Genomic DNA, 25,490 nt, shown 5'->3' with positions numbered 1-25,490 from the left:
TCCCTCCCAGATACCTATGACCCCGGCATCGGCTCGAGCAGATCGAATAAGTCCCTCCCAGATACCTCTTCGTCCAACATTAGCTCGGGTGGGTCGTTTAAAACTGTCTCGATCCCCATCCCGGCCATATTGAAACTTCCATCCAGCGGCTCTAACCGATTTTTAAGAAAACGAAAGCATACTGGCTTAGGGCGTGTATGCAAACCCGCTCAGAGGTATCTTTCAACAAAGTCTACTATCCTCGGAGTATGCATACACGCCCTAGGAAGCAGATCAATCGACGAAGGGTGAGAGAAATGAAGAGACGTTGGAACGGAAGGACCGGAATTGCAATCGGGGCGCTAACGCTGATGGTGACATTATCGGCGTGTACATCGTCGGGCGGCAAAGGATCGGTCGGCAAGCTGGGCAGGGAGGATAAAGGGACGCTGAAGGTGGCGTATTTCAACGAAGAGGCGTTTTTCATGCAATACGGCAACGCTTTTCAGGCGATGTTCCCGAATATCGAGCTCGAGGTCGTCTCGACGGAGTCCGTATTTGACGCGGAAGATCCGGTTGCGGAGATGGAGAAGATTCTCGCGGAGCAGCAGCCCGATGCGATGTATTTGACGGAGGAGCAGTACGCGTCGCTGGCGGGAAAAGGGGCGCTATACGATCTCGACGCCGTCGTGAAGCAGGACGAATTCGATCTGGACGGCTTTCTTCCCTCCGTCGTCGAACTGCTGAAAGCGCGCGGAGGCGGCAAGCTGTACGGGTTGAGCCCGAGCTTCGCCAGCCAGGCGCTCTACTACAACAAAACGCTGTTCGATCAGAACGGAATCCCGTATCCGACGGATGGAATGAGCTGGGATGAAGTAATACAGTTGGCCGCGCGTTTCCCCGCCAAGAAGGAAGGAGACGACGCGTTGGCGGGCTTGGCGCCTTCGATGTCGGTCGCGGACTCATTCGGCTTGATCCGTTCGATCGGCGAGGCCAAAGGTCTCCTCTATGCGGATTCCGAAACCGGGACGGTATCGATCGCTTCTCCGGAGTGGAAGGAGATCTTCCAATCGGTGATAGACGGGTATAAATCCGGCAGCATTGTTATTCCTTCCGACGGCTCCGGCAAGGGCGGGATGGTCGCGATGAGAAGCACCGGCGGCAGCAAGACGACGGTCAGCTTCGGCGGAGATTCGGTCAGCTTTATGTCCGGAAAAGCGGCGATGACGATCGACGGACCGATGATGATGAGCATGTTGGACGCGGTGTCTTCAGGGGCTATCCGAATGGGGCAGTCGGCGACGAGCAAGGATTCCGGCGGTATGAAGCCTTTAAATATGCCGCAGGAGATCGACTGGGACGTTGTAACGATTCCGGTTGATCCTTCCCAGCCGGATATCGCCGGGGGCATGGGGCTGGACAGCGTATTCTCCATAAACGCGTCTTCGGAGAACACTGCCGCGGCGTGGGAGTTCCTGAAATACGTAAACGGAGAGCAGCTAGCTAAAACAGGGTCGAAATCGTCTCCCGCGCTCTCGGCCAGAACGGCGTACAAGAAAGAAGGAAACGGGAAAAACGTGGATGCCTTCTATGCGCTGAAAGCCGACACCCGTTCTATGCTTCAAGCGCTGCCGAACGGTTTCGCGGAGTCGTTCTCGAAGCTTGCGACGGAGCAAATCAAGAAGGTCGTCGACGGAACCGCTTCGCTTGACGACGCGCTGCAGACGCTGCAGACGCAAGGCCAGGATCAACTGACGAAAGCGAAAGCCGATGCGGAGTGAGGAGAACGGAGTCGCGTGCGCGGCGGAAATCTCGAAGCCGGAGCCGATCGCGGCGCCTTGCCTTGAAGCGCGGGATGTTCGCAAATCATTCCTTGCCGGCGGTCGGCAAGTAGAGGTGCTGAGAGGCATCGAGATGTCCATAGGGTCCGGACGGTTAACGATGCTGCGGGGCCGATCCGGCTCGGGAAAAACGACCTTGTTGAACCTGCTCGGCGGTCTCGACCGGCCGACCGAAGGCGAAGTCGTATTCCGGGATCGCTCCTTGTCCCGCTGGAGCGATAAGCAGCTGACCGTCGTCCGCCGCAAGGAGATCGGTTTTATTTTTCAATCGTTCGCGCTATTGCCGTTATTGACGGTAAAGGAGAATGTGGAGCTGAGCATGCGAATGGCGAAGCTTCCGCGATTGGAATGGCGAGGAAGGGCGGAGGAATGCCTGGATCTTGTCGGGCTCGCGAAGCGGTCGAGCCATCGTCCGTCCGAGCTGTCCGGAGGCGAGCAGCAGCGGGCGGCGATCGCCAAGGCGATCGCGCATAAGCCGCGCGTCTTGCTGGCGGACGAGCCGACCGCGGAGCTCGATTCGGTGATGGCCGCTCGCATCATTGCCTTGTTTCGAGACATCGCGGATCGGGAAGGCATGGCGATCTGCATGACGACGCATGATTCTACACTATGGGGGGCGGCGGATGTTGTCTATCAAATGGTCGACGGCCGGATCGTTCCGGACTAAAGCCGGGCGTACGGCCGTCAAAGCGCTTGCCTGGACGGCAATGATCGCGATGTTGGCCGGTTGTTCCTTGCTGCCCCAGGAGGAGGAGCCGGAGAAACTGCCCGAGATCCGCACGCCGAAAATCTCGCAAAAGCCGGAATATCCCGTCAAGCGCGGGGCTCTGGAGCAGACCGCAAGCGGAAGCGGCAAGCTGATGTCCGACCGGGAAGAGAATCTGGTATTCACGGTCGACAACCGCCGGATCATCGACGTTCGGGTAAAAGCGGGAGATCGGGTAAAGAAAGATCAGGTGTTGGCCGAGCTGGACTCGGGAGATCTGGAGAGCCAGATCGTTCGCAAAGAGATCGACATCGAGAAGGCGGAGCTGGACATGAAAGCCGCGCTTCGGGAATCGACGACCGATCAGGATATCTCTCTGCGCAAGAGGCAGCTCGAGTACGAGTTGATGAAGCACGAGTTGGCCAAGTTGAGGGAGCAAAAGGCCGAATCGCGGCTGCTCGCCCCTTACGACGGCACGATCGTCAGCTTCACGGCGGAGAAAGGGGACTTCGCCAAAGCGTACGAGAAAATCGGGCGAATCGCCGACTTAAGCTCTCTCGTCGTAGCCGTGCGATTTAATAGCGGCGATCTTAAAAATATCGCTCCGGGCATGAAGGCAAAGGTGTCGCTGAACGCAGCCGGAGATTTGCAGGGAACGGTGAGAAGGCTGCCGGTAAGCACGGATCCCAAGGACGAAGATACGTTGGATGCGTACGCGTTGATCGAGGTCGGCAAGCTCCCGGCGACAGCGCTGCACGGCAATCCGCTGACCGCCGCCGTGACCGTCGAGAGAAGGGAGAATGCGTTGTACATTCCCCCGGCGGCGCTGCGAAAACAGAATAGTCGCAATTACGTGCTCGTAACTAATCCTGACGGGAGCAAAGGCGAGGTGGACGTGGAGATCGGCATGCAGACCTCGACGGCCGTCGAAATCATTAAAGGGCTGGAGGAAGGCCAGAAGGTCGTGGGAAAATAATGCGGATTCTCGTCTACCTGTTTCTGAAAATGTGGCAGAACCGCTGGTTTACGATCAGCACTCTGCTTGGGCTCACTGTAGCTGCGGCGTTCGCGATGAGCATTCCGATGTACGCCGACGGCACATTGAAGCGCGTGGTCGCCAATTCGCTCGCGGAGAAGACGAAAGGCTTGCCGGCCGGCTCTCTGTATATGAAGTTTCAATCCGGCGTCGCCAAGGAGACCGATCTGGAAGGTCTCGCCGAAGCGGATCGTTGGATTCGGGAGGAGCTGCCCGGGCGCATCGGATTTCCGACGGAGGCGTTCTCGAGCCGAACCGCCCTGCCTCCTTCCACCGTGCGGAAGGTTCAGACGGCCTCGGGCGAGGGCTCTGCGCAGCTTGCCCGAATGGAGCTGGCGGAGCAGAGCGGAGTCGAGGAGAAGATCGAGCTTAAGGAGGGTCGCATGCCGCGGGACGGCATGAAGGACGGAGTCGTTGAAGCGCTCGTCCTTCACGAGACGTTAAGCCGCTACGGCTGGAAGGTCGGCGATACGCTGGCCTACGATGCCAAAGACGCCGACGGGAAGACGAGGCGGCTTAGCGTCCGGCTTGTCGGGGCGTATGAATTGAAGGATGAGACGGACCTGAGCTGGGCCATCGACGGCAAAGAAAAGCTGGCCGATACGCTGCTCGTAACCCGCGTCACGATGGAGGGAGCGCTGCTTGAAGACCAGCGGCTCGCCCTCGATTCGGCCGACTGGTTCTACGCCTTCGATCTCAGCGAGATCCGCATCGGAGATCTGTCCTCGTTAATCGGGCAATTAAGCCGATTGGAGATCGAGCTGCATCGGATGTTAGAGAATACGAAAGTGAACCTGTCGTTTCTCGACCTGCTTCATGAGTTCAACCGCCAGAGCGTCTTGCTGCAGGCGATGCTGTTCGCGCTGGCCGCTCCGGTGCTGGCGATGGTGCTCTACTACGTCACGCTGAACGCGAAGCAGGCGTTGGACCGGCAGAAGGGAGACATTTCGGTGCTCCAAAGCCGGGGAGCCAGTCCGCGTCAGATTGTCGCGCTCTATGCGATCGAAGCGGCGATTCTCGGTTGTGTCGCGCTCCTTGCCGGTCTCGCCCTCGCCTGGTTCATGGCCAAGACGATCGGTTCCTCCAGCGGATTTCTCTCGTTCGTGGGCCGCAAGTCGATTCCGGTCGGCTGGAACGACGCCGCATGGTTGTTCGGCGGCACGGCGACTTTGCTCGCGGTCGTCGCCACGGCGATGCCGATTCGCGCGCACGCCGGCACTTCCGTCGTCGAGCATGCTCGACGACGGGCGAACTCGAACCGACCGCCTCTCTGGCAGCGATGGTATGCGGACCTTGCGCTTCTGGCGGCGTGCGCGGCCGGGTGGTACTTGCTGAACGCCGGCCGTGTCCCTCTTGCCGGCGGCGCGGACAACGAAGCGGGCATTCAGCCGATTCTGTTCGTTCTGCCGGCGTTGTTCCTGTTTGCGGCGGGGCTGCTGTGCCTCAGACTGTTCCCGCTAATGCTGCGCGCGTGGAGCGCCGTGATGAACAATCGCGTGCCGGTTACGATGTACCTGACGCTAACGCAGCTGTCGCGATCTGCTGCGACCTTTTACCCGTTGATGATTCTGATGATCTTGACGATCGGCCTCGGCGTATATAACGCTTCGGCGGCACGGACGATGGACGTTAATGCGAACGATCGGGCGTTATACCAATACGGAAGCGATGTCGTGTTGAAGACGGCGTGGGAAGGCATTCAAGACGAGAACGACGCGAACAAACTCTATTACAACGAGCCCTCGTTTCAGGCTTATCGAGATCTGCAGGGCGTGGAGGCGGCCGCTCGGGTTCTGTCGGCGACCGGCAAAGCCTCTGTCGGCGGCAAAGCGGCCGGCAACGTTCGGCTCTTCGGCATCGACAACACGGATTTTGCCGGCGCGGCTTGGTTCCGGGAGGATCTGTTTCCGCTTCATCCTTACATCTATCTCGATGCGCTTGGCCAGACGGAGCAAGCGGCGCTCGTCTCGGCGGCTTTTGCCGAGCGGTACGGTTTGCAGCCTGGCGATCCGATTCGCGTCGGGATCGGTTACGGCAACGAACCGCTAGACCTGGTCGTTGTCGCGATCGTCCCGTATTGGCCGAGTCTGTATCCCGACGAATCCCCCTTCCTGGTGGCCAATCTCGATTATATTTATCAGCAGACCGAGAAAATACCTTACGACGTCTGGTTGAACATGGAGGACGGGGCGAAGCTCGCTCCTGCGCTCGAGACGCTGGCCGAGCGGGGAATCTCGGTTGTGCAAGCCGACGACGTGCGCGGAGAACTGATCGATCGGCGCAACCATCCCGCGCAGGGCGGCGTATTCGGTATTCTGAGCCTGGGTTTTCTCATCTCGTTGTTGATCTCGCTGCTAGGCTATCTGATCTTTTGGTTTTTCGCTTTGTCCCGCCGAGCGGTACAGCTTGGCATTTTGCGGGCGATGGGACTGTCGCGCGTTCAGGTGACCGGCATGCTGCTGCTCGAGCAGCTGTTCACGACCGGCTTGTCCGTTGCCGCCGGGCTTGGGCTAGGCACGCTCGCGAGCCGGCTGTTTCTGCCCTTCCTCCAAAGCGGAGACCAGGCAGGCCGGCAGGTGCCGCCGTTTCGGATCGTTTTCGATTCGGACGATACGATGAAGCTGTACGCGGCGACCGGAATCATGCTTGCCGCAGGCGCCTGCTTGCTCGTCCTGCAGCTGCGGAGATTGCGAATTACGCAAGCCGTCAAGCTGGGCGAGGAGAGATAATGACGGCGCGAACAAGGAGGCGAAGCGATGATTCATTGCGAAGGGTTGGTCAAAATCTACAAAACCGACGACGTCGAAGTCGTGGCGCTGCAAGGACTGAATCTGACCGTCGAAGACGGCGAGATGATGGCGATTATCGGCAATAGCGGGAGCGGCAAGTCCACCTTGCTGAATATATTGGGAGGCTTGGACCGTCCTTCGGCCGGACAGGCGATCGTAGGGCAGTGGAATCTGCTGAAAATGACTCCGGAGCAGTTGATTGAATATAAGCGCGGGACCGTCGGATTTATTTGGCAAAATAACGGAAGAAACCTAGTTCCCTATCTATCCGCTTTACGCAACGTCGAATTGCCGATGCTAATTCGGGGGAAAGCCGATCGCGCCTATGCCAAGCAATTGCTGGCCGCGGTCGGGCTTGAGCATCGGATGGGCAGCCGTCTTGCGCAGCTGAGCGGAGGGGAACAGCAGCGAGTCGCGATCGCGATCGCGTTGGCCAACCGGCCGTCGCTCGTGCTGGCCGACGAGCCGACGGGCTCGGTAGACAGCGCCACCGGCGAAAGGGTGCTCGATATTTTCCGCAATCTTAACCGGAAATTCGGGGTCACGATCGTCATCGTCACCCACGATCTGTCCGTCGCGGATAAGGTCGATCGCGTCGTCGCCATTCGGGACGGCATGACGAGCACGGAGTGGGTGAAGCGGGAGGGGGAGACCGGAGAGAACGAGGTCCCGGGAGCGCCCCACGCGTTCGGGGATCGTCACGAGGAATTCGTCGTGCTCGATCGGGCCGGACGGCTGCAGATTCCGAAGAGCTATTTAGACGCAATGGGCGTTGAAGGGAAAGCGGTGCTGGAATTCGACGGAAGGAGGGTGATCCTCGGTCCGCCGGGTTCGGCAGCCGGTGTCGACGGGCAGATCGCAGGAGGACGAAAGGATGGAACGGAAACAAGCTGAATTAGCCGAATTGTATGTGCAGCACGCTCAGTACTTGAACAAATTCATGCTTCGACTGACCCGCAATCGGGAGGAAGCCGCCGATCTGGTGCAGGAGGTGTTCGTGCGGCTGTGTCTGCAGGATCGGCTGCCGGAGCACGCGAAGGAATGGATGGCCTTAACGGGTTACCGGCTGTTCGTGGACCAGTGGCGACGCCGCAAGCGCACCGCAGGACTGCGATTTGAGCCTATTCCGTTCGCGCAGTTCGCCGCCCCCGAGCAAGCGGCGCTCGACCGGGAATTCGAGAGCGCTGTACAGCGATTGCTTCTGAGGTTCAAGCTCCGAAAACGGACGGCCTTGTACATGAGATTGTATAAACAGGCCGGAAGCGGAGAAATCTCCAGGCTGCTCGATTATCCGGAAAACACCGTCAAGTCGGATATCCATCGAGGCAAAAGGCAATTGTCCGAATGGCTGCTTGAAGATAGCGACGTATGGGGAACGAATGTTCGAAAAAAGAGCTTCTCAACCGATCGGATTTCGTCCATAATAGGACGAGAGTGTTCTACTATTCGATCGGAGGCTGGAAGGAATGGCAACGAAAAAAGATAAAAACGCGCCGGAGGCGCCGCGGCTGCTCGAACCGTTCGCATTGGCGGACTTGACGGTGAGCGACTATGAGATGGAGGACAAAATGCCGTTCGAGACGTGTCGGTTCGTTCCCGGTACGGTTTCGAATCAGTCGGCGGACAAAGTGCTGTTCGACTGCGTCGTATTCGATCGGGTGACGTTCGACAACGTGACTCTGGAGCGCGCCGAGTTCGTCGACGTCGTGTTCGATCATTGCGATCTGTCCAACGTTGTTTTCCGCGATGCGGTGCTGCACCGGGTGGAGTTTAATCATTGCAAAATGCTCGGCCTGGACCTGTCGACGGCGACGCTTCGCAACGTCAAATTCGAGGAATGCTTCGGCCAATATGCGATGTTCCGTTTTGCGGATATGAAATATGTCGCCTTTCGCGACGGCAATTTCGACAAGTCCGATTTCTACGAGGCGCAGTTGAATCAGACGGAATTTTCGCGATGCGAGCTTGATCAGGCTCAGCTCGTCGGCGCGAAGCTGAAGGGGATCGATTTGAGCAGCTGCGAGTTTCGGACGCTCAGTTCGACGTTGGAAGATTTGCAGGGCTGCATCATGAGAACGGACCAGCTATCCGGCGTGGCCCATCTGCTCGGCATTGTGTTGAAGGACGACTGACTCGGCGGATGAACGCCTGCCCTCGGCTTTGAATAGGATAATACCTATTCAAAGCTTTTTTTCATGAGGGAGAGAATAAGGATGAGGAACAAGGGCAGATGGGCAATGCTGCTGGCGGCTGCGCTTGTCGCGCTGGCCGTCTCGGCCTGCGGAAAGGACGGAGGCAAGTCGGGAGAGCTGAAGACGGTCAAATTTTCCGAGGTCATCCGTTCGATCTTTTACGCGCCGCACTATGTGGCTATGTCTCAGGGCTTTTTCAAGGATGAAGGGCTTAACGTCGATATGAATACGGCGCAGGGCTCGGACAAGGGCGCGGCCGCCTTGCTTGCGGGAACGGCGGACATTTCGCTGGTCGGACCGGAGACAACGATCTACATTTTCAACCAGAAGGGGGAGAAGACGCTTAAAGTTTTCCATCAGCTGACGGCCAAGGACGGCTCGTTCCTGCTGTCGCGCGAGAAGCTGGACGACTTCAAGTGGGGCGACCTGAGCGGCAAAACGGTCATCGGCTGGCGGCCCGGAAGCGCGCCGCAGATGGTGTTGAATTCTACGCTGCTTCAAGAGGGAGTGTCCGGAGTTAACGTGATCACCAACATCGCTTCCCCGGCAATGGCGGGCGCATTCACGAGCGGACAGGGCGATTTCATTCAGTTGTTCGAGCCGGTGGCTTCCATGCTCGTTCAGGAAGGGAAAGCTCATTACGTAGGTTCGCTCGGCGAAGCGTTCGGAGCGTTCCCGGAGACATCGTACGTCGCCACGTCGGATTACATTAAGAGCAATCCGGAAGTCATTCAAAGTTTTGTTCGCGCAGTCGCCAAGGGCGCAGAGTGGCTGAATACCGCTTCGGACGACGAGATTGCGGAGGCGCTGGCTCCGTTCTTCGAAGGAACCTCGAAGGAGCTTATTTTGCAATCGGTGCATCGCTATAAAAATCAGGGAACCTGGCCGACGAACCCGGAGCTGTCGCAGGATCAATTCGATACGCTGCAAAATGTGCTGATCGCTAACGGCGTGCTGAAGGACGCGGAGCGGATCGCGAACATGGGCGATGTCGTCGACATGAGCTTCGTGTACAAACTCGGGAAAACGGAATGATGAGGCCATGGCGCACATCGAGCTGAACGAAGTTGGGCTAAGCTATTTTACGCCGAAGCAGGAAACCGAGGCGCTGCGCGACGTGAATCTGTCGATCGGCCAGGGGGAGTTTATCAGCATTGTCGGGCCGAGCGGCTGCGGCAAGAGCACGCTGCTCTCCCTTGTCTCCGGCATGCTTGCGCCGACCAAGGGGAGAGTCCGCATCGACGGAGAGGACGTGTCCGGCCCTTCGCGCAAAGTCGGCTACATGCTGCAGCACGACCATCTGTTCGAATGGCGGAACGTGCTGAACAATTTGCTTGTCGGCGCGGAGATCCGGCGGATGGATCGCGGGCGAGCGAGGCGCAAGGCGCTGGAGCTGCTGGAGCGATACGGGCTTGGGGGATTTGCTTCGCATGGACCGGGCCAGTTGTCCGGGGGAATGCGTCAGCGGGTCGCGCTGATCCGTACGCTTGTGGCGGAACCGGACATTTTACTTCTTGACGAGCCGTTCTCCGCTTTGGATTATCAGACTCGGCTCAAGCTGTCCGACGAGGTGCATCGCATCATCAAGGAGCAGGGGAAAACGGCCGTGCTCGTTACGCACGATCTGTCCGAGGCGATCAGCATGACCGACCGGGTAATGGTCATGTCGCAGCGGCCAAGCACGATTTCGGCGGTTCACGAGATTCGCTTCGAGGAGAGCGTGGGACTGTCGCCGTGGCAGAAAAGGCAAGCGAACGGCTACAACGACATGTTCAATGCGATCTGGAAGGAGCTGGATGGCCATGTCGTCTCCGCTTTATGAACGTTATTTGCGCCTTCAGAAGCGCGGGCAGCGACTGGTGTTGTTATCGCGTCTGGCCGTGCTCGCCGCTTTCCTGGGTTTATGGGAGTTCGCCGCCCGTTCGGGCTGGATCGATCCGATGCTGACGAGCCGCCCTTCGCAGCTTGCGTCCGCGTTTCGGGAGCTGGCCTTCGAGGGCAGCCTGTTAAGGCACACTTGGATTACCGGCTGGGAAACGCTTGTCGGCATCGTCGTGTCGATGCTGCTCGGTACGGGCATCGCCGTCGGGTTCTGGTGGTCGACCTTTGCCTCCAAGGTGCTGGAGCCGTACGTCGTTGTGCTTAACGCGCTGCCCAAGGTGGCGCTCGGTCCGATTTTCTACATTTGGCTTGGCGATCGCTACTCGATCTATGGCATGGCGGTGGCGATCTCGATCATCGTGACGATCATAATGGTGGAGAGCGGCTTTCGCGAGATTAGCAAAACGAAGCTGAAGCTGATGGAATCGTTCGGGGCGACGCGCGGCCAGATGCTGCGAATGGTGCTGCTTCCGGCCAGCATTCCTTATTTTATCGCCACGCTGAAGGTCAATGTCGGGCTTACTTTGGTCGGCGTCGTGATGGGCGAGTTTCTCTCGTCGAAGGCGGGGCTGGGCTATCTGATCATCTATGGCGGACAGGTGTTCCAAATGACGCTCGTCATGGTCAGTATCGCCATGTTGGCGCTGCTCTCCGCTCTATTGTACGGCGTGGTGAATTTGCTGGAGCTGCTGGCCCGTCGTCGCTATCATCATGAGGGGTAATCTTTCTTTTCCGCAGAACGATGAACGAAATTCATGAGGCTACCTCCCGGAGCAACGATATCGCGACAAAAAAATCAGCGCCCTCGCGGCTGCCCTTACGGCGGCATTGCGTGCGGCGCTGTTCTGCTTTTTTGTTCATGACAATTTGCGTTTGCGGCTTTCTGTGCCAGTGCAGGCGATTCAGCTCGGGATCGATGAGTCCGGCTTGCATGGCCTCTTTTTTACGCTTTTTTGTGTGGGATTTGCTCATAGGTTTATTCCTCCGTTTCATAATATGATCATAACTTATCTAAAACGCGTATGGCAACAGGGGAGATGCTGTCGGGCGAGGCGAATAAGCACGCAACACGATACTATCGAGCGGAAGCGGCAGCGCCAAGAGGAAATAAGGCGTGCCATGCAGCTGAAGTTGTCAGAAAACTCTTTACAGCAGGGTCCTTTTACCTAGATAATCAGATTGAAACCGGAGCGGCCAAGAGTCGACGAAGGAGAGAATGCGTTGAATGCTCAAAATTCGATTCAAGCCATCGAACCTAGTGAAATAGACGCCGTCGTAGAGCGGCAAAAGCAGTATTTCCTGACGGGAGAGACGAGGTCGATCCCGTTCCGCCGGGAGCAGCTGATCAAACTGCGGGAAGCGGTGCTGCGCTTCGAGCCGAAGCTGCTTGACGCGCTGAAGCGGGACTTGAACAAATCGGAAGCGGAAGCGTATACAACGGAGATCGGCATCGTACTTTCGGAAATCAGAATCGCGCTGCGGCATGTTCGCCGCTGGTCGAAGCCGGACAGGGTCCGTACGCCGATGACTCACTTCGGAGCAAGCAGCCGAATTGTTCCGGAGCCTTACGGAACGACGCTTATTATAGGTCCTTGGAATTATCCGGTGAACCTGATGCTCGTTCCGGTCGTCTCGGCGATCGCCGCCGGCAATACGATCGTCATGAAGCCGTCGGAGATGGCGCCGGCCACCTCACGTACGCTGGCGGCGCTTGTGCGCGAAACGTTCCGTCCCGAATACGTGGCGTTACTTGAAGGAGAAGCGTCCGTCAGCACGGAGCTGTTGAAGCGCCCTTTCGATCATATCTTTTTTACCGGGAGCCCGCAGGTCGGACGCATCGTGATGGAGGCTGCCGCGAAGCAGCTTGTCCCGGTCACGCTGGAGCTCGGCGGCAAAAGCCCGTGCATCGTCCACAAGGATGCTCGTCTCGCCCTTGCCGCGAAGCGGGTCGTCTACGGCAAGCTGACGAATGCCGGACAGACATGCGTCGCGCCCGACTATTTGCTCGTGCACAAAGAGGCGAAGGCAGAGCTGCTTAAGGAAATCGCCAACGCTGTCGAAGCCTTTTACGGGCAGGAGCCGCTTCGCGACCCTGATTACGGGCGGATCGTCAACGAGCGGCACTATCGCAGATTGCTAGGGTACTTGGAGGAAGGCCGCATCGCTTACGGAGGTCAGACCGACGACGAAGCGCTGCAAATCGCTCCGACGCTGCTAGAGGGCGTATCCACGAACTCGCGCGTCATGCGAGAGGAGATTTTCGGCCCGATTTTGCCCGTACTCGAATACGAGACGACCGAGGAGCTGCTGGCGATCGTACGGGCAAATCCCAAGCCGCTTGCGCTGTATGTTTTTTCGGAAAACGCCCGATTCCAGCAGGATATCATCCGCGAGGTACCGTTCGGAGGGGGCTGCATTAACGATACGCTTATGCATCTGGGCACGCCGTATTTGCCGTTCGGCGGCGTGGGGACGAGCGGACTCGGCAGCTATCACGGAGAGCACGGCTTCCGGACGTTCTCTCATTACAAAAGCGTGTTGAAGCAGACAAGCCGCTTCGATTTTCCGTTTCGGTATCCGAAAGCCAAAAACGGCTTAAATATCATACGCAAGCTGCTTCGATAATACGACGAGAGGAAGATCCTTCTGACGCCCGATTATGCCATATATAAGCAAGCGTTTGCGAATATCCCGATGCCGTTCGCTTATTTGGACCGGGATTTGCTGGATCTGAATATTCGCCGGATCGCAGCCGCGGCCGGAAGCAAAACCATCCGCATCGCCAGCAAGTCGATTCGTTCCGTGGAGACGCTTCGCTACATTCTCAATGCGGACGACCGGTTCGAGGGCGTGATGTGCTACTCTGCGGAGGAGGCTTGTTTTCTGGCGGAAAAAGGGTTCGATAATCTGCTGCTCGGCTATCCGACATGGCAGGCATCGGGCATTGAGAGGCTGGTCGAGTGGATTGGAGAAGGGCGCCGCATCGTTTTCATGACGGATTGTCTCGAGCATGTCGAACGAATCGAAGGAATTGCCCGGGCGAGAGGAGTGCGCGTTCCGCTATGCCTCGATATCGACATGTCGTCCGACTATCCGGGCCTGCGCTTTGGCGTGTGGCGTTCTCCCCTGAGCGGATGGGATAGCGTGCGTCCGGTTGCGGAGCGGATTGTCCGATCCGAATCGGTATGGCTCGAAGGCGTGATGGGATACGAAGCGCAGATCGCCGGAGTCGGCGATAACGTTCCGGGAGCCTCGTTAAAGAACGGCTTGATTCGATTGCTGAAAAAACGCTCGATCCGCGAGGTGGCAGCGCGCAGGAAAGCCGTCGTGGAAAACCTTCGTTCGATGGGCGCGGCCCCCGGTCTCGTGAACGCGGGAGGCACAGGCAGCCTAGCCAGCTCCAGGGAGGAAGAGGTCGTCACTGAGCTGACAGCCGGCTCGGGATTTTATTCTCCGGGACTGTTCGACGATTACCGCGGATTCCGTTATGCTCCGGCCGCCGGGTTTGCGGTTGAGGTCGTCAGAAGGCCGCGAGCGGACATCGTTACCTGCATGGGGGGAGGATATGTCGCTTCCGGCGCGGCGGAGAGATCGAAGCTGCCGCGGCCCTTTTTGCCGGCAGGCCTTGAACTGATGCCGTTTGAAGGCGCGGGGGAGGTGCAGACGCCGCTCCGCCGCAAGGGGGAGTCGGAACCGGCGCTTGCGCTGGGCGATCCCGTGTTTTTCCGTCATGCTAAGGCAGGCGAGCTGTGCGAACGATTCGACTCCTTGTATGTCATCTCGAACGGCGCTGTCGTCGATCGTTACGCGACCTATAGGGGGACGGGGGAAAACTTCTTATGATGAAGAGCGGTCGCAAGTGGCGAAATTGGTCGGGGCTCGTGAGCGCGACTCCGCGCACGGTTCTGTATCCCTTGCACATCGAAGAGGTTGCGGAAGCGGTCGGACTATGCCGTAGAGAAGGGAGAACGCTGCGCGTCGTCGGCTCGGGGCATTCGTTTACGGCTGTCGCCGCGTCGGACGACGTCTTCGTCTCCCTGGATCGAATGCAGGGCGTTCTGCAAGTGGATAAGGAAGCCTGTACGGCGACGGTATGGGCCGGAACGAAGCTGAGGATGCTCGGCGAGCTGCTTTATTCGGAGGGCATGGCACAGGAGAACCTTGGCGATATCGACGTGCAATCGATCGCCGGGGCGATCAGCACCGGCACGCACGGAACCGGACTGACGTTCGGGAACATTTCGACGCAGGTGATCGGCTTAACCGTTGTGACCGGAACCGGCGAAGTGCTGGACGTAACCGAAACCTCTCATCCCGAGCTGTTTAGAGCTTTACAGATTTCGCTGGGCGCATTGGGGATAATCGTTCAAGTAACGCTGAGGCTGCGGCCTTCTTATAAGTTAAAATACGAGAGCGCCCGCGTCTCGCTGTCCGACTGTCTTCAGCGTTTGGACGAATTGGCGCGCAATCATCGCAACTTCGAATTTTACTGGTTTCCGTACGCGGAGCCATGCCAGTTGAAAATGATGAACGAGACGGAGGAACCCGTCGTTCCGGATAAGCTATCGGGCTATTTGAGCGATCTTGTGTTGGAGAACGGGGTGTTCGGCGCTTTGTCCGGACTATGCCGCTGGGTTCCTCCGCTGAGCGCCCCGGTGAGCCGACTGTGCGCCGCAGTCGTTCCGACGGCCAGCAAGGTGGGGCTAAGCCACCGAGTATACGCGACGAAGCGGCTTGTCCGTTTTAACGAAATGGAGTATAATTTGCCGGCCGAGGCGATGGAATCGGTCATTCGAGAGATGCGTGAGCAGATGGAGCGCGGCAATTATCGCGTTCATTTTCCGATTGAGTGCCGCTTCGCCAAGGGCGATCCAATCTGGCTGAGTCCCGCCTACGACAGGGATTCTGCCTATATTGCCATTCATATGTACCGAGGTATGCCTCATGAGCGTTATTTTGCGGATATGGAGCGGATTTTTCTGCGGCACGGAGGGCGTCCGCACTGGGGCAAGCTGCATTCCTTGAAAGCGGCGGAGCTGCGCAAGGCCTACCCGATGTGGGATAAGTTTCAGGAATGCCGCAGACAATTAGATCCCGACGGGATATTCCTGACACCTTATTTGCGAGACTTGTTCGAGGATTAAGCTAGGGTTTAGGCTATAATAGGAACTAAAGACCCGTCGAAGAGCGGGACCGAATGAATTGGAAAAAAAGGAGTGTACGTATAGATGCCTCATCTGTTGTTCAGGGGCGTAAATCCGGAGCAGGTTCGCGCGATCAGCGAAACTCTTGTCGCGGAGCTGGCAGCCGTGTGCCGGTGCCCGGAGGATTATATTTTGTTGGAGTGTGTGCATACGACCGCCCTATTCGAAGGGAAAGTTGTTCCCTCTTACCCCTTCGTCGAGGTAGCCTGGTTCGACCGGGGCACAGCCGTAAGGGATCTCGCCGCGGCCTGCATCGATCGCCATATCCGTTCGCTGGGCGTGCCGGAGCTGGAAATTGCCTTCCGCAATTATGAGAGGGAAAGCTATTACGCCAACGGAAAGTCGCTAAGGGAACCGGCTGCGGAATCGGTAGAACGGGAAACGGAATCGCTGCTGGAGGAAAATAAGCGGCTCAAGGACGAGCTGCACAAGGCGCGAAAAACGCTCGCTTCGAAGTCGGCCGGCATGGGATCAAGTATGTCTAGCAAGCTTTACGATGCGCTAAGAGAGTAGACGGCATTAGAGAGAGGATTGGGTTGGAAGCATGGGAAGCAGCTTGGAATTTCGTTCCGACGGCACGTTCACGATTGTGCAGTTCACCGATCTGCACTGGACGAACGGCGGCAGGAAGGATGCGCTTACCCGCGCTTTGATGGAGCGCGTACTGGAGGAGGAACGTCCCGATTTGATCGTGCTGACCGGCGACATTATCGACAGCTTGCGCTGCGCCGACCCGGTTAGCTCTTTCCGCGATGCGCTGTCCGTCTCCGCCGGCAGCGGAATTCCGTGGGCGACAGTCTTCGGCAATCACGATAGCGAAGGGGCCGTCTCGCGGCAGAAACTGATGAGTGCGCAGTTGGAGCTAAGCGGCGCGATTGCCGAACCGGGACCGGACAATGTCTCCGGGGTCGGCAACTTTGTCGCGCGAATCGGCAATGCGGCGGGACAAACGGGTGCTGCGCTCTATTTTCTCGACAGCGGCGCGTACTCGGAGCTTCCGTCCGTGGGCGGCTACGATTGGATTCGCGCGGATCAGATCGCTTGGTATCGCGAACAGGCGAGCGCGCTGCGGCGGGCCAACGGGGGGACTCCGGTTCCGGCGCTGCTGTTCCAGCATATTCCGCTCCCGGAGTATCGCGAAGTATGGAATACCAGCGTCTGCAACGGTCATCGTCACGAGAAGGTGCACGCTCCTCGGGTCAACTCGGGGCTGTTCTCCGCGCTGGTGGAGACCGGAGGCGTGACGGGCGTATTTTGCGGGCACGATCATTCTAACGATTATTTCGGCGAACTGAGAGGCATCAAGCTGGTTTACGGCAGAGCGACCGGCTACAACACCTATGGCCGTTGGTTCCACCGGAGGGGGGCGCGGGTGATCCGGCTCCGCGACGGAGAGGAGGGCTTCTCGACATGGCTTCGGCTAGCGAACGGCCACAAGGTCGATCACCCTCATCGCCACTGGCCGAGCTGGTTTTCGCGGGCATAGGCTGAAAGGCTCCACAGTTTTTTATCTCCGCATCAACTCCTCCGCGACTTAAAAATTCGTAGACAAGCCTGTTACCAATTGTATCCTTTATCCTAAGAATTTTCTCATAAAAGAAACAAAACGTATCTTTTCTGCGTCAAACCCTATACCGCAATATCCCGTTCAGTCTAATGAGGCGATCGGGCAGCGAATAGGAGGAGTAGCGGGATGAGAAAAATCGTAGCGGGAATGCTCGCGTTGCTGCTGATGTTAAGCGTTCCTTGGACCGCATGGGGAGCCTCGGGCTTAACGACGGATCAGAAGTTCGAGGAGCTTAGGCAGAAAAGCATATTTACAGGTTTCTCCGACGGTAGCTCGCGTCTGTACGATCCGATGTCTCGGGAGCAGCTTGCCGCAGTGCTGTATCGACTGTTAAAGCTGCCGTCCGGAAGCTCGGCGCCGAGCTATGACGATGTGCGGACAACTCGCTGGTCATTCCATGAGATCGAGGCGGTCGCCAGAGCGGGGCTAATTAACGGCACGAAGACAAGAACGTTCTCGCCGGCGAGCAATGTGACGGTGGAGCAGCTTGCCGCCATTCTGACAAGAAGCTACGGCTTGAGCGGCTCCGGTTCTACTCCGGTAGCTGGAAGAGTATCCCCGTGGGCAAGGGGAGCGGTCAGCATGGCGCTTGACCGCAAGCTTATTCCGCAGCTGAGCGACTATACGTTGGAGGCGACGCGCGGTTTGTTGGTGGAGGCGGCCTACGCGATTTACGAGCAGTCGAACGTCAAGCCGCTGTATGTACGTTCCGTTGAGCAATTGACGAACCAATCCATCGGCATTCAACTGTTCCAGAGAGCGGATCCGAACGACAAATCGATCGACAAAAGCCGTTTTCTCGTCAAGGACGTATACGGGAACACGCGCAACGTGCTGCAGGCGACGGTCTCCCAAGACAGGATGTCGATCGTGCTATGGACAGATCGGCAGCTTGGAGGCGTGGTGCACACAGTTACGATCGACGGCGCGACATGGAGCTATACGTCCGCGCTGGAAGACACGACGAAGCCGCAGCTTGTGTCGCAGCCGGTCAAAGTGGCCCACCGGACATACGAGTTGACGTTCTCCGAGCCGGTAGAGACCAGTTCGGCGACGAACTCCGCCAATTATCGGTTGAACGGCGGTCTGCGGATTACGGGCGTTAAGCTGTCCGACGACAAACGCAAAGTTACGTTTACAACCTCGGAGCAGACGGACGGACGCAACTATCAGTTGACGGTGCAGAATGTTAAGGACCCGGCCGGCAATGTCATGGATACGCGCAGCGATCTGTATTTGACAGGCAGCAACGACAATGTGAAGCCGAAAGTGACCGAGGTGAAGGTCGATGTGACGACGGCGCTGATCACGGTAAAGTTCAGCGAGAAGATCGACCCTCAGCACGCAGTGCTGACAAATCACTATTCGATCGACAAAGGGCTGGCCGTGCTCCAAGCGACGCTTGAGAGCGACGGCAAAACCGTCACGCTGAGAACCGGGCCGCAGCGCGACGCCACCTACTATACACTGACGGTTGGCGGCATTACCGACCTGGCCGGCAACGTGATGGATACGTCGACGAACTGGCGCTTCGGAGCCGTAGCCAATCCGGTCGAGCAGGCCGCCTTGCAAAGCGCGGTCGCCATCGACAAAAATACGGTGGAGCTGACGTTTACGCGGGCGCTGTCCGATGCGGATGTCGGCGGCGTTAAGCTTGTCGCCATGACGGACAACGGGAACGAGGTGTCCATGGCGGATTGGAGCGCATTCGTTCAGCGCAAGCCGGGAAGCGACAGGGCGGTGACGATTCAGTATCGCACGAAATCTTCGACCAATCCCGACCTGTTCCGTTCCGGGCACGTCTACACGGTACGCGCTGCCGGCATAGCCGCGCTGAATACGACGGGCGGGGCCGACACGGCGGTATTTGCCGGCACGGTCGTCGACAATGCGGTTCCGTTTGTCACACATGCGATTGTGCTTGATCGTTCCACGGTTAAGGTGCTGTTCAGCGAGCCGGTTCGCAATGTGAAACCGTCCGCGTTCCAGCTTCGCGAGAAGGACGGACGCGGAAACGATATCGACTATATCGAGCAGGGCGATCCGGGCAAGATCGTGACGGAAGCGGTGCTGAAGCTGGACGACGAGCTGAAGTCTAACCGCCAGTACGAATTGACGTTCCGTTCGAATACGATTACGGACGCGGCGGGCTGGAACGGGTGGAAGACCAAAGACGGAGACAATGCCTACGTAGTGCGATTTAACACGTAAATCAGAACCGCGTAGCCCATGATCGTATATCCAAATCCGAGCCGTCGCGTTACAATGGTCGAGAAGCTGTCCACGGCGCCGCGCTTGAGCGCGGGCCGGACGGATCGGCAGGAAGAATCGGCATGGGAGGATTCGGGGATGTACGCGGTTGTCGGATATTTGATCGTCGTTAATCTGATTGCCTTTTATTTGATGGGCAGCGACAAGCAGAAGGCGAGAAGGCGCGAGCGGAGAATACCGGAGAGAACGCTGTTTCTCTCGGCGGTTATAGGAGGCTCGGCAGGTGCGATCGTTGGCATGAGCTTCTGGAGGCATAAGACGAAGCATGCTTCGTTCAGGTTCGGCATGCCGGCGATTTTGATCGTCCAGCTTGCGCTCGCTTATTGGTATTGGAAGTAACGATTGTCTGACACAATGAAAAAAGGCTGATCTCCCGACCGTCGTCAAATGCGATCGAGAGATTAGCCTTTTCATTTGTCGCTTCTTATGGCATCGACGCGAGCAGCTTCTCAAGCAGCTTGCGGGTGTCGTCCCATTTGTCTTCGGTTGCTCTTATACCGATAATCTGGCGCTCTCCGGCCATTTCGATGCCGTTAAACACGGAGCTGCCGGTAAGGTCGATGCCGTAAGCGGCTTCGGCCGTATCTTCTTCGGTTTTCGATTTTCGGAGCAGCTGCTCCGGAATTTTCAGACCGGTCTTCGCGACGAAATCGTCCAGCTTAACGAATAGTCCTTGTACGGCCAGACTCTGGAAGCTTAGCTCGTCGGTGACGTACAAATCGTCTTTTTCCGTAATCAGCATAAGCACGCTTTTTTGCTGCAGCGCCATGTCCTGCTGGCTCTGGATCTCACGCGGATTATAGACAAGAGTTGTCTTGATGCGCTGCCACTCGGGCACGAGCTTGAGCATATTTTGCTCCAGCAGCTCCATATCCGCGAAATAGAAGTTGCCGAATACGCTTACCGCGAGGTTGGCGGGAGGCGTGTTGGCGGCTTCCCGTCTCTTGTCGACGCCTTCTTTGATCATATAGCCTCCAATGAGCACGATGAGGAGGCCGATGATGACATGAGTCTTGTAGTAGTAGAAAAAATGGCCGACTTTCGACTGCTTCTCCATTGTGCCGGATTTCTCCGATTCGATGCCGATGATGCGGTTGTAGGCTTGGTTGATTTCGCTCAGGTCGAGGGACTCTTCGTTCTCTTCGCCCGATTCGGAACGGGTTTTGCCCGACCGAGCCCGTTTCAGCAAAATAAAATACCGATTCTCTACCTGTTCGCGCGTTGCGTCCTCAGGCAGTCCCAACAATTCGTAAGCTTTTTTTAATTGCTCGTCCAATTCGGTCACTCCCGTCCGCCTTCCGTTCTGTCTGTCTATCTATGAATGATACACGAAGTGCGGAAGCTAGCGCAAACTTATCCGATTTTTTGGGCGGTCTTCGCCTCTCCGTCCGGTTTGCGCCCCGCCGCAGCGTTTCCTTCCGCCGCTTCGGCTTTCGTGCCGGCGTTCATCTCGCTTGTGCCGTGGAAAATACCGCCGGACTCGACGGACAGCTCCGGCGTCGACAAATTGCCGTGCAGCTTGCCGGTGGATTTGATCGTCAGCTTGCCCGTCGCCGCGACATTGCCGTCGACTTGTCCGGAAATAATAATGTTGCGCGCTTGAATGCGGGAGCGGGCGACTCCGCTTTCGCCGATCGTCACATCGCCCGCGCATTCGATGTCGCCGACGATCCGGCCTTCCACGCGCAGTCCGCCCTCCGAGCGAATGCTGCCTTCGAATGATGTGCCTTCTCCGATCAGCGTATCGGTCGTATTCGGGTCGATTTTGCTTTTTTTCGCTTTGAACATCGTTACGGGCTCCTCCTTGACGCTTTCAGATAAGGCTCGGGATCGACGTGCTCTCCGTTTACGATCACCTCGTAATGAAGATGGGGACCGGTGCTGCGTCCTGTGGAGCCGAGCTCTCCGATAATATCGCCTTTGCGAACCTTATCGCCGACGGCGGCGATAATTTTGCTCATATGGGAGTAATGCGTCTGCAAGCCGTTGGAATGCTGAACCAGCACGTGGTTGCCGTGCGAGCTGCTGCGATTCGCTTCGACGACGGTACCGTCCGCTGCCGCATAGATCGGATCACCCGTTGTGCCGCCGATGTCGAGGCCGGCATGATAGGTCGCTCTGCGCGTAAACGGGTCCTTGCGGATGCCGAACGTCGACGTAACGCGGCGGGAGTCGGTCGGCCATATTGTCGGTGTGACGGCCAGCGCTTGCAGCTGTTTCGCTACCGATTCCTTGGTCAGCTCCAGCTTCGGCTTCATCGCCTCCAACTGCTCGTCTAACGACTGAAGATTGTCGCGCGTCCGGTCGACAAGCCTGTCCATCTCCGCTTTGTTGATCGGCAGCTCCTCTCCTCCCGTTCCGCCGTCCATAGCGATTTGTTCGCTTCCGTCGTCCGCTGCGTATGCCTGCGGAGATTTGGAGGAGGCGGAGGGATCGAGACCGACCATTTCCTTCAACTCGGATTCCAGCTCGTTGATATCCTGCAGCCGCGTAGCCATCGATTTCGTCTGCTCGGCCAGATCGGTCAGATCGGTTTGAAGCTCGTTGATATGCAAGTTTTTGTTTTCTAATATTTTCTCGTAGTCTCCGGTCGCCGCCGCCAGCTCCTGTTGGAGCTGTCCGACTCGCTCAATATTGTCCCGGTAGAGCAGGAACGCGGCAATGCAGCAGACGATCAGAACCCCGATCAACGCGCCTGCTCCCGCAATCGCCAGCGCCGATAGCTGAAATCGTTTTACCGAGCCGTTCGCATCCGGAATCACCATGAAGGTAAATTTCTTATTCCGCCAATTCATGACTTTCCTCCTGCATTTGTTCAAAATCGGTTTTCCCGATAGTCATCATGAGGAAGGTAATTCGACCTATTTGTCGGATAATCCTTTTTTTCTTGTAAAATTAGGATGAATTGTGACAACTCATGGCGAGAGCGGCCAACCGACGAATCCGCTCGCGTACGAACTTGTACGATTTATCCTATAAATCCACCAGCCCGACCCCTCCAACGTCGTATTTTGTACGATTAATTGCATAAAATGGACGCATCGCCCAACAAAACAGCGCTATCTGTACGGTTTATCGTACAAATGCGCTCAAGTTCAAACCTATCAAAAAAAAGCGGCTCCCCGCCCGCCTCCATGAGGCAAGGGAGAGCCGCTGCGCAATACTAAGCAAACAGCTTGCGGCCGTCGACCCATGTCGACTGCAAATTCAGCTCGTCGTCAAGCAGCAGGAAGTCCGCCTGCTTACCGACTTCAAGCGTGCCGATCGAGTCGTCCAGGCCAAGCTGACGCGCCGGATTGGCGCTGGCCATGCGGCTGGCGTCCGCCAGCTCAACGCCGACCTCCTTGACGAGGTAGCGCACGGCGCTGATCATCGTCAGCGTGCTGCCGGCGAGGCTGTCGTTCTCCTTCAGCCGGGCGACGCCGCATTTCATATGAACGGGCAGTCCGCCGAGATCGTAATCTCCGTCGGGCATGCCGGCGGCGGCCATCGCGTCGGTGACGAGAATGACGTTATGCACGCCCTTGGCGCGAGTGACGATTTTGATTCCCGCCGGGTGAACGTGGTGGCCGTCGGCGATGACTTCGGCGACGATGCGGTCGTCCGACAGCACCGCGCCGACGGTGCCCGGATTGCGGTGATGCAGCGGCGTCATTGCGTTAAACGTATGAGTAGCGTGGCGCAAGCCGTGGTCGGCCGCAGCGATAATCTGATCGTAGGTCGCGTCGGTATGACCGCAGCTCGGAACGATGTTGTTGGCCGCCAGCTTTTCGATATATTCGAGCGAGCCTTCGAGCTCCGGCGCAAGCGTCTGCAGCTTGATGACGCCGGGGAAGCGGCTGACCCACTCCTCCAGCCATTCGGTCTGCGGAGGAAGAATGTAGGCGGGGTTCTGGGCGCCCTTCCATTTGACGCTGACGAACGGACCTTCCAGGTGCACGCCGACCAGCTTGGCGTAAGGCATCGGCTTGGACATAAAATCGGCGGCCACCTCGACCACCGCCGTCAATTCCTCCCGGGGAGCCGTCAGCGTCGTAGCGAGCATGCTCGTCGTTCCGTTCGAAGCATGAAATTTCGTAATTTCCCGAATACCGTCGGCATCGGCATCCATAAAATCGTGATTCGCGCCGCCGTGGACGTGAACGTCGACGAAGCCGGGAATCAGCCATGCGCCTTGAGCGTCAATCCGCTCAAGATCGGCGGACCCGCCGTCCAGTTCCGCAACGGCTCCGATTGCGGTAATTTTGCCGTCCTGGATCCGGACGTAGCCCTGCTCAATCGTACCGGCAGGGGCAAGCACTCGGGCGTTGACGACGAGCAGCTCCTTCAGCGCCCCGCTCATGCCAGTTTACCTGCTGCAGCGGAGTCGAGCAGCACGATCAGATTCGGATGCGTCTGCAGCAGCGAAGCCGGCACGTCGGTCGTGATCGGACCTTGCAGCGCCTTCTGGATAATGTCGGCTTTGTCCGCGCCCTTGACGACGAGCAAAATTTTCTTCGCCTTGAGGATCGTGCCTACGCCCATCGTTAGCGCCTGCTTCGGCACATCGTCGATCGAGTCGAAGAAGCGGGCGTTCGCTTCGCGCGTCTTCTCGGCCAGCTCGACGATATGCGTGCCTTTGATCAAAGCGTGCGCAGGCTCGTTGAAGCCGATGTGGCCGTTATGGCCAAGGCCGAGCAGCTGCAGGTCGATCTGTCCCGCCAGCTCGATCGCTTCGTCGTAGCGCGCGCATTCGGCTTCCAGATCGGACGCGTTGCCGTTCGGAATGTGGCGCTGCGCTTCAGGCAGGTCGATGTGCGCGAACAAATGGGTGTTCATATAGGTATAGTAGCTTTCAGGGTGATCGCTCTTCAGATTGACGTATTCGTCGAGGTTAAACGAAGTCGCGTTACGGAAGCTGACCATGCCTTTTTGAAAGTCGCTTACGATTTCCTTGTAGATGCCGACCGGAGTTCCTCCCGTAGCCAGACCGAGCACCGCCCGCGGAACGGTTTGCACCTGGCTGACGATAATGTTGGCTCCCGCCAGGTTGAGCTTTTCTTCGCTGTCGAAAATCAGGATATTCATTTCGATTTTCTCTCCTCTTTGCCCATAGTGTAATGGTCAACCGTTAAATAAGATTGCTTCAGCCGGGGGACGTACACCTCGAAGTGCTCGCTGACCAGGCCGGTAAACAAGACGTCGATGACATGCAGCGTCGCCATTCGCGAAGCCATGTCGCCGCGGCGCATGCCGACCTCCGCGGAGGAGGTGAACAGCTTAATGCTTGCTTGCTCCGACAGCGAGTTCGCGCCGAAGCGGGTAATGGACAGCGTCGTCGCTCCGTTAGCGGCGGCGCAGCGCAGCGAGTGGATCGTCTCGGGCGTCTCTCCCGAATACGAAATGCCGATCGCAACGTCGTGCGACGTCAGCGAAGAGGCAGACGTCAATTGCAGATGCGGATCGGAGAATGCGGCCGCCGCTTTGCCGATCTGGATCAGCTTATGGAAGAAATCCTGCGCAACGATGCCCGAAGTCGCCGAGCCGTACAGGTCGACGCGCGACGCGCGGTGCAGCGCGTCGATCGCCAGCCGCAGCTGCGTCAGATCGAGCACTTGCGTCGTATCCGTAATCGAGCGCAGATGGTTAGCCGTAATCGCGGATACGACCTCATGCAGAGGATTGCCGGCTACGATGTCCTGATAACGGTTTGTCGCCGCCGTCTGCTGGACGAGCTCGGTAGCCAGCCGCTGCTTGAAGTCGGGAAAGCTGTGGGAATGGAACGTTTTGCAAAAGCGCGAGATCGTCGACGGACTGCTTCCCGACTGCGCGGCCAGCTCCGTTATCGTCATCTGCACCGCTTCCTTCGGATGGCGGAGCAAATATTCGGCGAGCGCGCGTTCTTTCTGATGCAGACTGTCCAATCTCTCCCCGATGGCATTCAGTATGCTCATGGCGGACAACTCCGATTAGAAAATTAGTTTCTTCAAAACGTAATAATTCAAGAAAATCATTTTCATAAACATTCTACTGTAAATAACGGTT

24 protein-coding genes are annotated in these 25,490 nt (G+C 57.7%); 17 read left to right on the top strand and 7 right to left on the bottom strand.

From position 1 onward, the window contains the following. Positions 1 to 296 precede the first annotated feature (296 nt). From J4772_RS22475 to J4772_RS22430, 10 genes are all read left to right on the top strand, one after another. A complete protein-coding gene (locus J4772_RS22475) occupies positions 297 to 1,760 on the top strand; it encodes an extracellular solute-binding protein (protein WP_209071462.1) in 1,464 nt (487 codons plus the stop codon). Next, positions 1,750 to 2,487, top strand: coding sequence for an ABC transporter ATP-binding protein (locus J4772_RS22470; protein ID WP_209071461.1), 738 nt, complete (start codon positions 1,750 to 1,752; stop codon positions 2,485 to 2,487). Before J4772_RS22475 ends, J4772_RS22470 begins: the two co-directional genes overlap by 11 nt. Continuing rightward, complete coding sequence (locus tag J4772_RS22465; RefSeq protein WP_247740819.1) at positions 2,444 to 3,502, top strand: efflux RND transporter periplasmic adaptor subunit; 1,059 nt, start codon at positions 2,444 to 2,446, stop codon at positions 3,500 to 3,502. Before J4772_RS22470 ends, J4772_RS22465 begins: the two co-directional genes overlap by 44 nt. Continuing rightward, positions 3,502 to 6,291 (top strand): ABC transporter permease, encoded by a 2,790-nt coding sequence (locus J4772_RS22460; RefSeq protein WP_209071460.1) that lies wholly within the window; start codon positions 3,502 to 3,504, stop codon positions 6,289 to 6,291. The genes J4772_RS22465 and J4772_RS22460 overlap by 1 nt, the downstream gene beginning before the upstream one ends. Before the next feature lie 27 nt (positions 6,292 to 6,318). Then, positions 6,319 to 7,245, top strand: coding sequence for an ABC transporter ATP-binding protein (locus tag J4772_RS22455; RefSeq protein ID WP_209071459.1), 927 nt, complete (start codon positions 6,319 to 6,321; stop codon positions 7,243 to 7,245). Continuing rightward, positions 7,226 to 7,837, top strand: coding sequence for an RNA polymerase sigma factor (locus J4772_RS22450; protein ID WP_209071458.1), 612 nt, complete (start codon positions 7,226 to 7,228; stop codon positions 7,835 to 7,837). The genes J4772_RS22455 and J4772_RS22450 overlap by 20 nt, the downstream gene beginning before the upstream one ends. Next, positions 7,818 to 8,483 carry a pentapeptide repeat-containing protein gene (locus tag J4772_RS22445; RefSeq protein WP_116061490.1) on the top strand — a complete coding sequence of 222 codons (666 nt, stop codon included), beginning with the start codon at positions 7,818 to 7,820 and terminating at the stop codon, positions 8,481 to 8,483. The genes J4772_RS22450 and J4772_RS22445 overlap by 20 nt, the downstream gene beginning before the upstream one ends. 81 nt (positions 8,484 to 8,564) lie before the next feature. Continuing rightward, positions 8,565 to 9,578: an ABC transporter substrate-binding protein gene (locus J4772_RS22440; protein WP_247740818.1), complete on the top strand. Its 1,014-nt coding sequence runs from the start codon at positions 8,565 to 8,567 to the stop codon at positions 9,576 to 9,578. 7 nt (positions 9,579 to 9,585) lie between these two features. After that, entirely contained in the window at positions 9,586 to 10,365 is a 780-nt protein-coding gene (locus J4772_RS22435; RefSeq protein WP_209071456.1) for an ABC transporter ATP-binding protein, read from the top strand. After that, positions 10,346 to 11,146: an ABC transporter permease gene (locus J4772_RS22430; protein WP_247740817.1), complete on the top strand. Its 801-nt coding sequence runs from the start codon at positions 10,346 to 10,348 to the stop codon at positions 11,144 to 11,146. The genes J4772_RS22435 and J4772_RS22430 overlap by 20 nt, the downstream gene beginning before the upstream one ends. Positions 11,147 to 11,177: 31 nt before the next feature. Here the strand turns inward: J4772_RS22430 and J4772_RS22425 are convergent, their stop codons facing one another. Then, positions 11,178 to 11,396, bottom strand: a complete 219-nt coding sequence (locus J4772_RS22425; RefSeq protein ID WP_209071454.1) for a hypothetical protein — start codon at positions 11,394 to 11,396, stop codon at positions 11,178 to 11,180. 276 nt (positions 11,397 to 11,672) lie between these two features. On the opposite strand from J4772_RS22425, the gene J4772_RS22420 reads away from it, so the two are divergent. From J4772_RS22420 to J4772_RS22390, 7 genes are all read left to right on the top strand, one after another. After that, positions 11,673 to 13,049, top strand: coding sequence for an aldehyde dehydrogenase (locus J4772_RS22420; protein ID WP_116061582.1), 1,377 nt, complete (start codon positions 11,673 to 11,675; stop codon positions 13,047 to 13,049). Positions 13,050 to 13,118: 69 nt separating this feature from the next. Continuing rightward, the gene (locus J4772_RS22415; RefSeq protein ID WP_209071453.1) at positions 13,119 to 14,267 is read left to right on the top strand and encodes an amino acid deaminase/aldolase; all 1,149 of its coding nucleotides are present in this window, start codon (positions 13,119 to 13,121) and stop codon (positions 14,265 to 14,267) included. After that, entirely contained in the window at positions 14,264 to 15,568 is a 1,305-nt protein-coding gene (locus J4772_RS22410) for a D-arabinono-1,4-lactone oxidase (RefSeq protein ID WP_371822697.1), read from the top strand. The genes J4772_RS22415 and J4772_RS22410 overlap by 4 nt, the downstream gene beginning before the upstream one ends. 84 nt (positions 15,569 to 15,652) lie before the next feature. Continuing rightward, complete coding sequence (locus tag J4772_RS22405; RefSeq protein ID WP_209071452.1) at positions 15,653 to 16,141, top strand: DUF1904 family protein; 489 nt, start codon at positions 15,653 to 15,655, stop codon at positions 16,139 to 16,141. 31 nt (positions 16,142 to 16,172) lie between these two features. Then, the gene (locus J4772_RS22400) at positions 16,173 to 17,114 is read left to right on the top strand and encodes a metallophosphoesterase family protein (protein ID WP_209071451.1); all 942 of its coding nucleotides are present in this window, start codon (positions 16,173 to 16,175) and stop codon (positions 17,112 to 17,114) included. Positions 17,115 to 17,321: 207 nt separating this feature from the next. Next, entirely contained in the window at positions 17,322 to 19,406 is a 2,085-nt protein-coding gene (locus tag J4772_RS22395) for an Ig-like domain-containing protein (protein ID WP_209071450.1), read from the top strand. Positions 19,407 to 19,424: 18 nt separating this feature from the next. Beyond that, complete coding sequence (locus J4772_RS22390; protein WP_371822696.1) at positions 19,425 to 19,805, top strand: DUF1294 domain-containing protein; 381 nt, start codon at positions 19,425 to 19,427, stop codon at positions 19,803 to 19,805. An 85-nt stretch (positions 19,806 to 19,890) separates the two neighbouring features. On the opposite strand, the gene J4772_RS22385 is transcribed toward J4772_RS22390, so the two are convergent. The 6 genes from J4772_RS22385 to J4772_RS22360 all read right to left on the bottom strand — a co-directional run bounded on the left by J4772_RS22385 (position 19,891) and on the right by J4772_RS22360 (position 25,399). After that, positions 19,891 to 20,742, bottom strand: coding sequence for a hypothetical protein (locus J4772_RS22385; RefSeq protein ID WP_147310199.1), 852 nt, complete (start codon positions 20,740 to 20,742; stop codon positions 19,891 to 19,893). Between the two features lie 77 nt (positions 20,743 to 20,819). After that, positions 20,820 to 21,254 (bottom strand): bactofilin family protein, encoded by a 435-nt coding sequence (locus J4772_RS22380; RefSeq protein ID WP_209071449.1) that lies wholly within the window; start codon positions 21,252 to 21,254, stop codon positions 20,820 to 20,822. 2 nt (positions 21,255 to 21,256) lie between these two features. After that, positions 21,257 to 22,261 (bottom strand): peptidoglycan DD-metalloendopeptidase family protein, encoded by a 1,005-nt coding sequence (locus J4772_RS22375; protein ID WP_209071448.1) that lies wholly within the window; start codon positions 22,259 to 22,261, stop codon positions 21,257 to 21,259. A 368-nt stretch (positions 22,262 to 22,629) separates the two neighbouring features. Continuing rightward, positions 22,630 to 23,808, bottom strand: coding sequence for an N-acetylglucosamine-6-phosphate deacetylase (gene nagA, locus J4772_RS22370; RefSeq protein ID WP_116061477.1), 1,179 nt, complete (start codon positions 23,806 to 23,808; stop codon positions 22,630 to 22,632). Beyond that, positions 23,805 to 24,533: a glucosamine-6-phosphate deaminase gene (nagB, locus tag J4772_RS22365; protein WP_209071447.1), complete on the bottom strand. Its 729-nt coding sequence runs from the start codon at positions 24,531 to 24,533 to the stop codon at positions 23,805 to 23,807. The genes nagA and nagB overlap by 4 nt, the downstream gene beginning before the upstream one ends. Then, entirely contained in the window at positions 24,530 to 25,399 is an 870-nt protein-coding gene (locus J4772_RS22360) for a MurR/RpiR family transcriptional regulator (RefSeq protein WP_116061475.1), read from the bottom strand. The genes nagB and J4772_RS22360 overlap by 4 nt, the downstream gene beginning before the upstream one ends. Positions 25,400 to 25,490: the final 91 nt, after the last annotated feature.

Origin of the sequence: Cohnella sp. LGH (assembly GCF_017671885.1) — a bacterium.
In the GTDB taxonomy this organism is placed as follows: Bacteria; Bacillota; Bacilli; order Paenibacillales; family Paenibacillaceae; genus Cohnella; species Cohnella phaseoli.
This window is presented reverse-complemented; position numbering and strand designations above follow the sequence as displayed.